The sequence below is a fragment of the Streptomyces rubradiris genome (genome assembly GCF_016860525.1).
Lineage (GTDB): Bacteria > Actinomycetota > Actinomycetes > Streptomycetales > Streptomycetaceae > Streptomyces > Streptomyces rubradiris.
This window is the reverse complement of record NZ_BNEA01000015.1, coordinates 166,552-178,957: the sequence shown is the minus strand read 5'-3', so window position 1 is coordinate 178,957 and position 12,406 is coordinate 166,552. Positions and strand designations below refer to the sequence as shown.

The following is a 12,406-nucleotide window of genomic DNA, read 5'->3' as shown; positions in this document are numbered from 1 at the left end:
GAGGCGGACCGGAGGGGCGTGGCGGTCCGGTTCAGTGCGGGCCCGGGCTCTCGACGGTCGCCTCTGCCAGCGACTTGCGGGTGAGGACCGGGACCTCGCAGTCGGCCGCGGCGTAGCCGATGGGGAAGAGGATGTAGGGCCGTTCGTTGCCCGGCCGCTCGCAGATCTCGGTGAGGAAGCCCATCGGATTGGGCGTGTGCGTCAGGGTGCTCAGCCCCATCGCGTGCAGGGCGGCGATGAAGAAGCCGCAGGCGATGCCCACGCTCTCGTTCACGTAGTAGTTCTTGCGCAGCGAACCGTCCGGCATCGCGGTGCTCTTCTCGGCGAAGCAGACGACGATCCACGGCACGACATCGAGGTAGCCCTTGTCCGAGTCCGTCTCCAGGGGCGCGAGCGCGGCGCGCCACTCGGGCGGGATCCGCCCGCCCTCGTAATTGACCCGTTCCTCCTCTTCGGCGGCGACCCGGATGCGGTGCTTGGTCCCGGCGTCACCGATCACGACGAACTTCCAGGGCTGGTGGTGCGCCCCGGACGGGGCGGTGTTCGCCGCGGCGATGGCGAGGTCGACGCACGCACGGGGCACCGGCTCGTCGCTGAAGAACCGCACGCTGCGCCGGCGTTCGAGGAACGACACGAAGTCCTCGCCACGCCGGACCATCTCGGCCTCGTCGTACCGGTCGGGCCGGTAAGGGATGAACGGGTGGGTGTGCTGCCTCACGACTGCTCCTCGTGGACGGGGAGCCACAGCGTGGGCCACCGGCAGGCGAATACGCAACGGACCCTCAACTCCCTTGTTAATCTGACAAGAAACGAGGCGAGGAAGTGTCTCCGAGGTCGCAGATCGGCAGGTGCGGTGGCACGACAGGGACTCGACGGGCTCGACGGCCGGATGCTGCGCCTGCTCCGGGAGCGCCCGCGTGCGGGCTTGCTGGAGATCGCCCGCCAACTCGGCGTCGCGCGCGGCACGTTGCAGGCCCGGCTCGACCGGCTGACCGGCTCCGGCGTGGTGACCGGCTACGGGCCGGACGTGGACGTCGCCGCCCTCGGCCACGTGGTCGAGGCGTTCACCACGTTCGAAGTGGACCAGTCGGCCCGTGAAGCGATCGCCGCGCGCCTGCGGGCCGTGCCGCAGATCCTGGAGGCCCACATCGTGACGGGCCCCGGCGACATCTGGTGCCGCATCGCGGGTACGAGCAATCAGCACGTACAACAGGTGATCGACCACGTCCTGGAGGTGCCCGGCGTCCGCCGCAGCACGACGGTCATCGCGCTGAGCGCGGTCATCCCTTACCGGGTCCAGCCCTTGGTCGACGAGCTGGCCGGCCTGTCGAAGAAGCCGGACGCACGTCACTGACGGCCGGAGCCGGGCCCCGCGGCACTTACCCACGCATGCCTGACCAGCGGCTGAAGGTTCCCGGCAAGGTCCGTCCAAGGTTTGTGACACGACCGGCCTTCCAGGATGGGAACCGCTCCCCGGACGGGGGGTTTCACGCGGAAGGAGCTCAACCGTGAAGCGACTGACGACAATGGCGCTGACGGGCATCCTGCTGACGGGGGGAGTGGCGGCCGTCGCCCAGCCCTCCCAGGCGGCCCCGGCCCGGCAGGCCGCCGCGGTGCCCGGGACGGTGGCCGCGCAGGCCGCCGCGGGCAGCACCGGCAAGTACTACTTCCTCTTCGACAAGAACCAGTCCAACCCGACCAAGTCGAAGCTGTACTTCATGAAGAGCGTGCCCGGCAAGGACAAGGTGATCAAGAGCTACCGGGCCGGCTCCGGCAACGGCAGCAAGGACGAGTGCGCCCCGATGCGCGGCTGGCTGCCCAACGGCTCCTACAAGGTGCTCGGGCACGAGAAGCGCAAGAACGGCGGCAGGAACGGCGTCAACGGCTACGCCGTCCACGTCCAGGACAAGGTCTGCAAGAACGGCCGGACCAAGCGGACCGAGCTGTTCATCCACAGCGAGATGAAGCCCAACGGCCAGCAGGGCCCCAAGCTGCCCGGCAAGGACAGCCCGTACCGCTGGGACGGAGCGAGGGACTACTACTCCTACGCCTGCATCAAGCTCACGCCCGCCCACATCAAGGACCTGTTCCGCACGGCCGACCGGTACGGCTGGCCGAAGCAGCTCAAGGTCGTCAGCTGACCCGTCGACCGGTCACCGGCACGGCTGTCACGTGCCGGGACACGAAGAAGCCGGCCGCCCACCCGTGGGCGGCCGGCCCGCCCGCGCTCCGCTGCGAGTCCGGCACCACGACGGTAAGCCGGGGGTGCGTTTCCTGGCGGAGGAGTGGGCCGCGGACCTGCCCGTGCAGGTTGCCGCGGGACTCACCCGCTGCCGAGGGCCGAGGCCGGGAAGCCGGACCGGGGTGAGAAAACGGCCGTCCTCAGCGCGCGAGGCGGGCGCACATCGGCACCGCCCCTCGCGCACCGTTGCAGAGCAACACCGCGGCAACGGATCACGCGCCCCGCTCCTGACCGGCCAGGACGGCGGCAGGAGCGACGGGCAACGTCCGTGCAACAGGCGGTGCGCGCTGCCCCGCTTCCGGGTTGTGGACCGCAACGCCCCCGGCGTCGTCCATCCTTGTTCCACCGTCCGCGATCGGCCGGATGGGGGAGGGCATGTCCCGTCGTACAGCGGCGGGTCGCACGAATGGAGCGCGCGGTGGACCGTCCTCTGTTGTCACTGAGATCAGCCTTGGTACTTCTGCTCGCCCTGCTCACCGGCGCCACGGCGAGCGGGTTGACGGCCGTCGCCGGGGAGGGAACGGCCCGCGGCCTGCTCGCGGGCCTCGCCGCCACGGGACTGGCCGTGCCGTTCTTCAACCGCCTCATCGCCGCCGAGGACGACGCCCCCCAGCCCCCGGCCTCCGTCGGCACCGGCCCCGCCGGGAGGGACAGCGATGGGTGAGCTGCGACCACTCGGCGAGGACCTGAACCAGGCCTCCCGGGCATTGGCCGAGGCGCTGCGCGAGCTGTTCGAGAGCCTTGACGTGTCCGTCCGCCGGTACGCGGCCCGGCGCCGGCTCGATCCGGGCACGGTCTCGCGGTACCTCAACGGCACCCGGTTACCTCCCTGGCAGGTGATCAGCGACCTCTTCACCGACGTCGCCGAGCATCGCGGCACCGCCGTCACCACCGAGGCCATCGAGTTGGTGCGGGGCCTGTACGGCTCGGCCGTGGACGCCGCCTCGTCGCCCAAGCACGCGGTGGAGATCCTGGAGCGGCAACTGGCCGACGCCGACCACGTGTCCCGGCGGTCCAGCGTCCGCGGGGACGTCCTCGGCGACGCGCTGCTGGACCGGACCCAGCGCATCGCCGACCTGGAGACGCGGCTCAACCAGCTCGAAGTCGACCGCATCGCCGAGCAGAGGCGAGCGGACGAGTTCGCCAAGGCGCACCCGGACGTCTACGGCCTCATCCAGGAGCGCGACGCGCTCCAGCTGGAAGTCGAACGGCTCGGCGCCGCCCTGAAGGAGGCACAGGCCCAGCGCGCCGCGGCGGAGGACCGCTGCGATCTGCTCGAACGCCAGCTGGACGCCGTCGAACAGGCCACGACGGCCGTGCTGCCGACGGGACGGCAGGGCATGCCCAAGATCCTCGTCGTGGACGACCAGCCGGACAACCTGCTGGCGATGACCGCCGTACTGGCGACGCTCGAGCAGGAACTCGTCACCGTCTCCTCCGGCCGGGAGGCCCTCAAGGCCCTGCTCGACCACGACGACTTCGCCGTCATCATCATGGACGTGCAGATGCCGGAGATGGACGGCTACGAGACCTGCGCCCACATCAAACGCCGCCCGAGGACGCGGGACGTGCCCATCATCTTCCTGACGGCGATGGGCACGGGGTCCGAGCACTCCGCCCGCGGGTACGCGGCCGGCGCCGTCGACTACATCAGCAAGCCCTTCGACCCGTGGGCCCTGCGCGCCAAGGTCGCCGTGTTCACCTCCATCTACCTGGAGCGGCACGGCCAGTAGACGGATTGCCGACACGGTAGATACCGGTAACTCACCCGGATGAAGTGGGGGGCGGATTCCGGACTCGGCGGAGGGAGAGGCGTACGCGGGCGGCGGGGAGCCCTTACGGTGGAGGTGAAGGTGCCGACGGGTTCCTGGAGTCCTTGTCGATCGTGACTCCGGCCGGGGCATGACGCGTTGACGGAGCCGGGTCTGCGCGCGCCTGCTTCAAGGGGGTTCGAGGTGCGACGAGCCATCGTGATGGGCGGGAGTTTCGCCGGGCTGCTCGCGGCTCGCGTGCTGGCCGACCACGCCGAGGAAGTGGTCGTCGTCGACCCCGATGGCGCGGACGGTACGGGCCAAGGGGCGCCGCACCGACGGCAGTTGCACGCGCTGTTGTCGATGGGCCACGCGCAGCTCGACCGCTGGCTGCCCGGCATCACCGAGGAACTCGTGGCCGGCGGCGCCCAGGTGGGCAGAGGCCCGCAAGTGCGGTACTACGTCGACGGCGCGCTGAAGGCCTGCCTGCCGGACAACACTCTGCTGGGCGCCACCAGGCCGTTCCTCGAGGAGCATGTGCGCCGGCGGGTGCTGGCCCTGCCCCAGGTCACCGTGATGACCGCGCGGGTCCGAGACCTGATCCTCGACGGCGCACGCGTCCGCGGTGTCCGGGTGCTGCCCGCCCAGGACACCGAGCGGCCACACGACCTCGCCGACCTGAGCGGTGACCTGGTCGTCGACGCCACGGGCCGCTCCAGCCGGCTGGGCACGTGGCTGGCCGGGCACGGGTGGGACAGTCCGCCCATGGAGCGGATGAAGGTGGACCTCGGGTACGCCACCGCCACGTTCCACCGCGGGGACGAACTTCCCGGCACGGTGGTCGCCCACGCGACACCGGGCCCCGCCAACGGCTACGAGCAGCGCCTCAGCGAGCCCGGCGCCCTCGTGGCGGTCGAGGGGAACCGGTGGTCGGTGGTGCTGGTCGGATACGGCGACTACCGGCCCGGACGGGACCCCGGGGAATTCCTGCGACGCATGCGCCGGTGTGTCGCCCCGCTGCGTGAAGTGGCCGACCGCTGCCGGTGGGACGGAGCCATCGAGACATTCCGCTTCCCCGAGAGCCGCCGGCGCGACTTCACCCGCCTCGGGCGCTTCCCCGGGGGCCTCGTCGCCGTCGGCGACGCCGTCGCCTCCGTCAACCCCGTCTACGGCCAAGGGCTCACCCTCGCCACGCTCGCCGCCTCGTCACTGTCGGCGCATCTGCGCTCGGGGGCCTCCCCGCAGGCGCCGGCCTGGGACTATTTCCGACGGCTCGGCGTCGTCGTGGACGCGGCATGGAAGGTCTCCGCGGTCGCCGACCTCGCCCAGCCGCACGTGACGGGCCCGTACCCGCCGGGCTACCGGCTGCTCCGCTGGGTCGGTGACAAGGTCGTGGAGGCCTCCGTGATCGACCGAGCCGTCAACGAGGAGTTCATGGCCGTGGTGAACATGCGCAAACATCCGCGCGCCCTCACGAGCCCGCGCCTGCTCCTCCGGACGGCGCGGGTCCTGACGGGGTCGTCGCCGTCGCAGTAGGCGACCGTGCCCCGGCAACCGTCCGGTCAGTCCAGCAGGGCGGCCGTGAACGCCTCCCGGTGGTCCACCAGCCACGTCCGCACGCGGTCCCAGCGTTCCCATCCGCCGCGCTCGGCCAGCGCCCGGAGATAGACGGGGTCACCGTCGGCCACACGGCGGGCGACGAAGGCCCGGCAGACTTCCGTGGCCTGCTCGATGACGCCGGGCAACGCCGCGCGATCCCGCGCCGAGAGCCCGTAGCCGTCGGCGAGTATCCGCAGCCGTGCCGGCGCGTCCAGCCCGGAGGGGTAGAGGCCGGCCGCGGACCCGGTATCGAGCATGGGCACCCAAGAGCGGGCGGTCATGGCGAGGTCCCACAGGGGACGGCCCGGAGCCGCCAGGTCGAAATCGATCAGGGCAGCGGCACGGCCGTCGCGGAAGACGACGTTGTCCGGGCACACATCGTTGTGGCACAGCGTCGTTCCCCCCTCCGGGTCGGCCAGGTCCATGGGCCACTCGGCACGGGGGTCGGCCGCGACGGCCGCGCCGGCCTCGTGCAGACGCCGCAGCAAGCTCCCCACCGACGCGAGGGCGGCCTTCGTCATCGCCCAGTCCGGGTAGGGCGGCAGCGCCACGTCCCCCGGGATGAACGTCAACTGCTCGCGGCCGTCCGCGGTGAGACCGACAGGGGCCGGCGCCGCGTCGAAGCCGTGCTCCTTCAGCGCGCGGAGACAGGCGTGCAGGGCGCGTGCGTTGCGCGGTGCCGGGCGTTCGACCAGCGCACCGCGGCGGAAGACCGCCCCCGCGTTCATCATCCCGCCGACCAGCGCCTCGCCCTCATCCGTCATGACGATCACGCTACCGCCGGGCCGCCCCTGTGCGGACAGGCCCGCGAACCACGTGTGTCAGTCGAAGAGGGCGACGACTCCGACCACCCAGACCGCGAGGAACGCGAGGACCGCCACCAGGCAGCCGGCGCCCATCAGCACCCCGCTCAGGGACCACGGCCGGGAGGGCTCCCCGGACTCCTCCTCCAGGCCGTCCCGGTAGGAGTCCGGGTCGTCCCAGTCGACGGCGCGCCCCAGCTCCTCGGCGCAGGCGGTCCGCACCGCGACCAGCCGGCGCTCCGCGAAGGCGTTGGCAGCCATCGCCTCGGGGCCGCGCCAGGCGAGGGCCTTCATCCGTCGCGCGGCAGACCCGTAGCGCGCCTCGAAGGCGGCGGTCTCCTCGGCGTCCCGGTCCTCCTCCAGGTACATCCAGCGTCCGGCCTCGGCGGCGTCGCCGTAGAGCCGGTACACCTCGGCCAGACGCCGGCGCAGCGTCAGGTCGTACGGGAAGGACGACACGAGACCGCGCAAGCGCTGCCGCGCCAGGGGAACGCGGCCGGCGGCCAGGTCCGCGTCGACTCGGGCAAGGGTCTCACTCAGGGGCATGAACGTATGATCGACTACCGCGCCGAGCCACGGCGACCCGGTTTCGCCGCTCAGCCCCCGCTCGCTGACGACGGCATCGGCCGAACCGCACCGAGACGGGTCAACGACACTCAGGGGACGGCCTCTTGGGCCGTCCCCGCCCCTCTTGTGACACCCTTGTGACCGGATCTGTGACTTCCGCGACACGCGCGGGGCTGCGTACCTTGATGAGATGGCCGGATGCGCAGACCCGCTGACCTCCGCCGCCCTTCCGCCGCACCCCTTCCCCTGCTGCCGGCTCTGGCCGCGACCGCCCTACTGCTCACGGCGTGCGGGACGGAGCACGCGGGGCCCGGGAGCACCGACGCCCGCGCGTCGGCGTCCCAGAACGTCACGCGGATCGACGACCCAGGCAAGGACGGCGTACGGATCACCTCGCTGACCCTCCCGACGGCCTCTCCCTCCCCCTCGCCCACCCGCAGTTACCTCGTCTCCGCCGACAGGCTCACCACGGAATCGGACTCGGGGATCTCCGCGGCGTACGAGGTCACCAACCACGGCACCGAGGCCTGGACCTACACGGTCGTCTTCACCTTCACGAGCGCCGACGGCGGAGCCATGGCCAACCAAACCGAGACCGTGCGCGACGTCGGCCCGGGACGGACCGTACGGGGCACGGTCCGGGCCGGACACCTGCCGCCGACCACGCCACGGGTGACGGGGGCCAAGGTGCTCGAAGTGACCAAGGTCCCCGCGGACGAGGCGCCGGCCGATCCGGGCACGTGTCCCGCTTCCGGGATCCGGGTCAGCGCCGACAAGGGCGACGCGGCCATGGGGCTGCGCGTCGTGGGCCTGCACCTCGACAACTGCGGCAAACACGCCTACACCGTCGAGGGCTACCCACTGCTGGAACTCCTGGACGACGCGCTCCGGCCCGTCGACGGCGTCGAGATCCTCCACGGCAGCGGTGAGATCACCACCGGCGCCGGACCCGACGAACCGCCCCGGCCCGTCAAGCTGGAGCCCGGCGAGTCTGCGACCGCCGGCCTGGTCTGGCGCAACACCACCCAGTTCGGCACACCGGTGAACGTGCCCCATGTGCGGGTCCGGGCGAAGGAGGGCGCCGACCCGGTGACGGTGACCCCGCACCTGGACCTCGGAACCACCGGAAAGCTCGGCGTCAGGCCGTGGCAGAAGGCGGGACTGTAGGACGTTCGGTGTAACTCCCGGCTGTGTCGGCGAAGGCCGTGGACGACCAGTTGATCGACGAACTGGTGGGCCGGGCCCCAGGCCGAGGGCTGCGGCTGAGGTCTAGGGCGCCGAGGACGATCGTTCAGACCTGCGTGGTCCGTCTGCTGCGGAACTCCTTCCGCTATGCCGCCCGCCAGGACGGGAAAAAGACCGCGCTGAGCGCCTTCACCTTCGACGGCCGCCTTTCCGCAGCCCGTCAGTAACCCCCGACCACCCCAGTGACACCGCTCGCTTGACAGGCTCCCGCTGTCCCGGTGATGTGCGGCGGGTGAGCTTGGTGATCTGCGGAACCGAGTCGGCCACAGCCACGCGTTCGCGGTGAGCCGGCGCCGCGGTGCGTCATTTTATGTGTATAGGACACGAGTTGACGCGACTGTGATCTTGAACACTCTTGCCGAGGAGGGTGGAACGCTATTTACTAACGCGGTCATTGTGAAGATCGCATGAGAATTTGTAGGGGGCGCACGAGTGCGCTGGGACAACTCGGCCGGGAGAAACCGGCACAGACGGATCGTCGGTCCGGCCAGGCTGACGGCCGGACTGACCTCGGTGGCCCTGGTGGCCTCCCTGGCCGCGCTTACCGCACCCGCCGCCGCGACTCCCGCGGCCCCGGCGGCGACCTCGGTCTCCTCGGACGCCGGGATCGACCACGCCACGGCCGCCCGGCGCGCTGCGGCCAGTGGTGAACCGGTGGAGGTCACCGGTGAGCGCACCGAGTACTCCACGACCACGGCCAACCCGGACGGCACCTTCACCCTCGTGCAGTCCGCGGTCCCGCAGCGAGTCAAGGGTGACGACGGTTCCTGGAGTGCCGTCGACCCCACGCTCGAGCGTCGGCCGGACGGCAGCGTCGGGCCCCGGGCGGCCGTGGTCGACCTGGCCTTCTCCGGTGGTGGTGACGGCTCGCGCCTGATCCGCCTGGCCAACGATGAGGGCAGCCTGCACATCGACTGGCCCGGTAAGCTGCCCGAGCCCCGCCTGGTGGGCGCCAAGGCCATCTACCCCGAGGTGCTCGACGGGGTCGACCTTGAGCTGACCGCCACCGCCGAGGGGTACCGCGAAGTCCTGGTCGTCAAGACGGCGCAGGCCGCGGCCGACCCCGCCCTGGAGCAGATCGAGCTGACCGCCTCCACCACCGACCTGCGGCTGATGCCCGGCGCCGGCGGCGGTGTGCGTGCCGTCGATGCCGACGGCAACACCGTCTTCAAGGGTCCGGCCGGTCAGATGTGGGACTCCGCCGGCCAGGACGACCGTCCGGCTACCGAAGGCGTTCGTACCCAGCTCACCACTGCCGCCATCGCAGGCGAGATACCCGACCCCGTCGAGGAGGGCACCCAGCCCGGGGCCGGCGACACCAGCGCCGTCATGCCCGTCCAGGTCGACGCCGACAGCATCACCGTCGAGCCGGACCTCGGCCTGCTGCGCGGTGAGGACACCGTCTACCCCGTCTACATCGACCCCTCGGTCGGTCTCGGCGTGTCCGAGCGCACCGTGCTGTCGTCCGACGGCGACAAGTTCTGGCAGTTCAACGGCGACTACGGCGTCGGCCGGTGCAGCGTGTCGGGCCCGTACTACTGCGGCAGCAACTACACGAACCGCATGTACTTCGAGTTCTCGCCGTCCCAGCTCGCCGGCAAGTACGTCCTCGACGCCACCTTCCGCGCCTACGAGACCTGGTCGTTCAGCTGCTCCCCGAAGTGGGTGGACCTGGAGCGCACCAACAACATCTCCGAGGGCACCCGGTGGCCCGGCCCCACGTCGCTGGACCAGATGGGAGACCGGTACGTCTCGGCCGGCCGCGGCACCCAGTGCAGCCCGGAACAGCCCGACCAGTGGGTCGAGTTCAACGACAATCCGGAAGAGACCGACGAGAACCTCGCCTCCACGGTGCGCAAGTTCGCGGACGGCCAGATCAGCCGGCTCACGCTGATGCTGCGGGCCAAGGACGAGTCCGACCCGGAGGCGTGGAAGCGGTTCGACGACAACGCCGAGCTGAAGGTGACCTACGCCTTCAAGCCGGGTGTGCCCACCAGCGTCGGGGTCATCCCCGGTGACGGCACCACCGCCTACTGCCGTACGTCCTCCTCCGACCCGCTGATCGTCACCCGCGTCGACCCCATGGTGCAGTCCCGCGTGCAGACCAAGGTCGAGCACCACATGGGCGACGAAGAGGGCTCCCTCCAGGCCGAGTTCGTCGTCGAGCGAGGTGACGACGCCGCCTGGCACGAGGTGTGGTCCGGATACCGGCCCTCCACCGGCTGGGATCCCGACGAGACGCTGGAGAAGATGCGCACCTCGAACCGGGCGGACGGCGGCCTGTACCGGATGCGCTCGCGCACCCAGTCGCACTGGTCGTACAGCGGCAAGTCCGGCGACCTGTTCTCCTCGTACTCCTCGTGGTGCTACTTCAAGATCGACTCGACGGCGCCGAAGGCCCCGGTCATCACCCCTGGCTCGCCGTACACCCAGTGCACCGCCGACCTGTGCGAGGGGAAGGGCGCCCCGGGTGTCCCCGGTTCCTTCACCTTCAAGCCCAATGCCGCCGACACCGACATCACCGGCTACCGCTGGCGGCTGCTGACCACCTCGGCCAAGGAGGCCAAGGCGGTCACCGGCAAGTCGGTCACCGTGTCCGACGTGACACCGTCACTGGCGGGCACGCAGGTGCTGTCCGTGGAGGCCAAGGACGTCCGCAACCGCTGGGGCGCCCCGTCGGAGTTCAGTTTCAAGGTCGCCCCCGCGGCCGGCGCCACGGGCACCTGGCACTTCGACGACGCCCTGCCCGGATCGGGTGCGACGACCGCCAAGGACACCGCCGCCGAGGGCACCCGCCACGACGCCACCCTCTACACCGCGGGAGCGGGCTGGTCGACGCTGGCCCGGCGCGGCGACGCGGACAACTCGCTGTGGCTCAACGACGGTTCGGACGAGAATGCGCGCTCGGGCTACGCCGCGACCACGGCCCCGGCCGTGAACACGAAGGACTCCTTCACCGTCTCGGCCTGGGCCTACCTGACCGACACCTCCCAGACCCGGGTGGTGATGGCGGCCCCCGGCACCTACGGTTCGGCGTTCACGCTCTACTACTCGGCCTCGTACAAGAAGTGGGTCTTCAACCGCACCGCCGGAGACGTCAAGGACAATCCGGTCTACCTCAGATCGCTCGGTGACGCCACGAACCCGCCGCTGAGGGTGTGGACGCAGCTGACCGCCGTGTTCGACACGAAGAACGACACCGACAAGACGAACGACACCATCCAGCTGTTCGTCAACGGCCGCCCCCAGGGCAGGCCCGTGGTGCTGAACACCCAGTCGACCGCCTACCAGCCGTGGGTCTCTACCGGCGGCCTTCAGATCGGCCGTTCCCTGGTCGGCGGCACCTACGGCGAGTACTTCCGCGGCCGCCTCGACGAGGTGAACGTCTGGCAGCGTGTGCTGACCCCGGACGAGATCGCCCAGCAGGCACAGCTCCTGGAGGACGGCGTGCCGGCCAACGAACTGGTCGCGCAGTGGGACGCCGCGTCGTCCACCGGCACCACGGTCAAGGAGCTCTCCGCCTACCCCGCGCCGAGCCTGACTCTGTCGGCATCCGGAGCGGTGCTGGACGAGGAGAACAACGCCCTCGTCCTGGACGGCACCGCGGGCTACGCCTCCGCCACCGGCCCGGTGGTCGACGAGACCGGCTCGTTCACGGTCTCCGCCCGGGTCCAGCTGGACTCGGCCAAGCTCGCCGCGAAGCCGGTCGGCTACAAGGCCCTGGTCGCCGGGCAGCAGGCCGACGGCGGTGAGTCCTCCTGGGCGCTGTGGGCGGTCAAACCCGCCGACGGTGTCTACCAGTGGAAGTTCACCCGCACCGCCGTCGGCGCCGACGGCAAGGTCACCCAGTCCGCCGAGGTGCCGGGCGGCGACATCGCCGAGACCGACACCTGGGTGCAGGTCACCGGGGTCTTCGACGCCCAGGAGTCCTGGGAGTGGACCGACCCGGGCGACGCGACGAGGTCGGAGACCCGCTACGGCAGACTCCACCTCTACGTCGGCGAGTTCGACCAGCCCTCGGAGACAGCATCGGGGTTCACCACCCCCCAGTACGGCACCGGGGCCCTGTCAGCGGGCCGCGGCAGCCAGGGCGGCACCACCGGGCACCACCTGCCCGGCGCCCTGGAGGAACTACGAGTGTGGACCGGCGCGATGAGCGCCGACCAGGTCCGGTCGCAGGTCCTCGGCGGCGTCTGACC

The 12,406-nt window shown here is 70.9% G+C and carries 10 protein-coding genes; 7 read left to right on the top strand and 3 right to left on the bottom strand.

The features are described from left to right. Positions 1 to 31: 31 nt before the first annotated feature. Positions 32 to 718, bottom strand: coding sequence for a nitroreductase family protein (locus tag Srubr_RS14205; protein ID WP_189997067.1), 687 nt, complete (start codon positions 716 to 718; stop codon positions 32 to 34). Between the two features lie 135 nt (positions 719 to 853). Here Srubr_RS14205 and Srubr_RS14200 point away from each other — a divergent pair, with 135 nt between their 5' ends. The 5 genes from Srubr_RS14200 to Srubr_RS14180 all read left to right on the top strand — a co-directional run bounded on the left by Srubr_RS14200 (position 854) and on the right by Srubr_RS14180 (position 5,529). Beyond that, positions 854 to 1,354, top strand: a complete 501-nt coding sequence (locus tag Srubr_RS14200; protein WP_189997066.1) for an Lrp/AsnC family transcriptional regulator — start codon at positions 854 to 856, stop codon at positions 1,352 to 1,354. A gap of 154 nt (positions 1,355 to 1,508) precedes the next feature. Continuing rightward, complete coding sequence (locus Srubr_RS14195) at positions 1,509 to 2,141, top strand: hypothetical protein (protein ID WP_229926782.1); 633 nt, start codon at positions 1,509 to 1,511, stop codon at positions 2,139 to 2,141. 534 nt (positions 2,142 to 2,675) lie between these two features. Continuing rightward, positions 2,676 to 2,906, top strand: a complete 231-nt coding sequence (locus Srubr_RS14190; RefSeq protein WP_373313572.1) for a hypothetical protein — start codon at positions 2,676 to 2,678, stop codon at positions 2,904 to 2,906. Then, complete coding sequence (locus tag Srubr_RS14185) at positions 2,899 to 3,975, top strand: response regulator (RefSeq protein ID WP_189997064.1); 1,077 nt, start codon at positions 2,899 to 2,901, stop codon at positions 3,973 to 3,975. Before Srubr_RS14190 ends, Srubr_RS14185 begins: the two co-directional genes overlap by 8 nt. Positions 3,976 to 4,197: 222 nt before the next feature. Next, entirely contained in the window at positions 4,198 to 5,529 is a 1,332-nt protein-coding gene (locus tag Srubr_RS14180; protein ID WP_229926781.1) for an NAD(P)/FAD-dependent oxidoreductase, read from the top strand. Between the two features lie 26 nt (positions 5,530 to 5,555). Here Srubr_RS14180 and Srubr_RS14175 read toward each other — a convergent pair whose 3' ends face one another. Together Srubr_RS14175 and Srubr_RS14170 are read right to left on the bottom strand one after the other, a co-directional pair. Beyond that, a complete protein-coding gene (locus Srubr_RS14175) occupies positions 5,556 to 6,356 on the bottom strand; it encodes a phosphotransferase (protein ID WP_189997063.1) in 801 nt (266 codons plus the stop codon). Between the two features lie 57 nt (positions 6,357 to 6,413). Continuing rightward, positions 6,414 to 6,941, bottom strand: a complete 528-nt coding sequence (locus Srubr_RS14170) for a DUF6584 family protein (RefSeq protein ID WP_189997062.1) — start codon at positions 6,939 to 6,941, stop codon at positions 6,414 to 6,416. A gap of 219 nt (positions 6,942 to 7,160) precedes the next feature. Between Srubr_RS14170 and Srubr_RS14165 the strand changes: the two genes are divergently transcribed. Together Srubr_RS14165 and Srubr_RS14160 are read left to right on the top strand one after the other, a co-directional pair. After that, entirely contained in the window at positions 7,161 to 8,129 is a 969-nt protein-coding gene (locus Srubr_RS14165) for a DUF4232 domain-containing protein (RefSeq protein ID WP_189997061.1), read from the top strand. 510 nt (positions 8,130 to 8,639) lie between these two features. Further along, complete coding sequence (locus Srubr_RS14160; protein WP_373313571.1) at positions 8,640 to 12,404, top strand: LamG domain-containing protein; 3,765 nt, start codon at positions 8,640 to 8,642, stop codon at positions 12,402 to 12,404. The last annotated feature ends 2 nt before the right edge of the window (positions 12,405 to 12,406 follow it).

Bases quoted from the DNA above. Each gene is read 5' to 3' on its own strand.
- Srubr_RS14185 (WP_189997064.1), top strand. From the start codon at position 2,899: ATGGGTGAGCTGCGACCACTCGGCGAGGACCTGAACCAGGCCTCCCGG.
- Srubr_RS14165 (WP_189997061.1), top strand. From the start codon at position 7,161: ATGCGCAGACCCGCTGACCTCCGCCGCCCTTCCGCCGCACCCCTTCCC.
- Srubr_RS14170 (WP_189997062.1), bottom strand. From the start codon at position 6,941: ATGCCCCTGAGTGAGACCCTTGCCCGAGTCGACGCGGACCTGGCCGCC.
- Srubr_RS14175 (WP_189997063.1), bottom strand. From the start codon at position 6,356: ATGACGGATGAGGGCGAGGCGCTGGTCGGCGGGATGATGAACGCGGGG.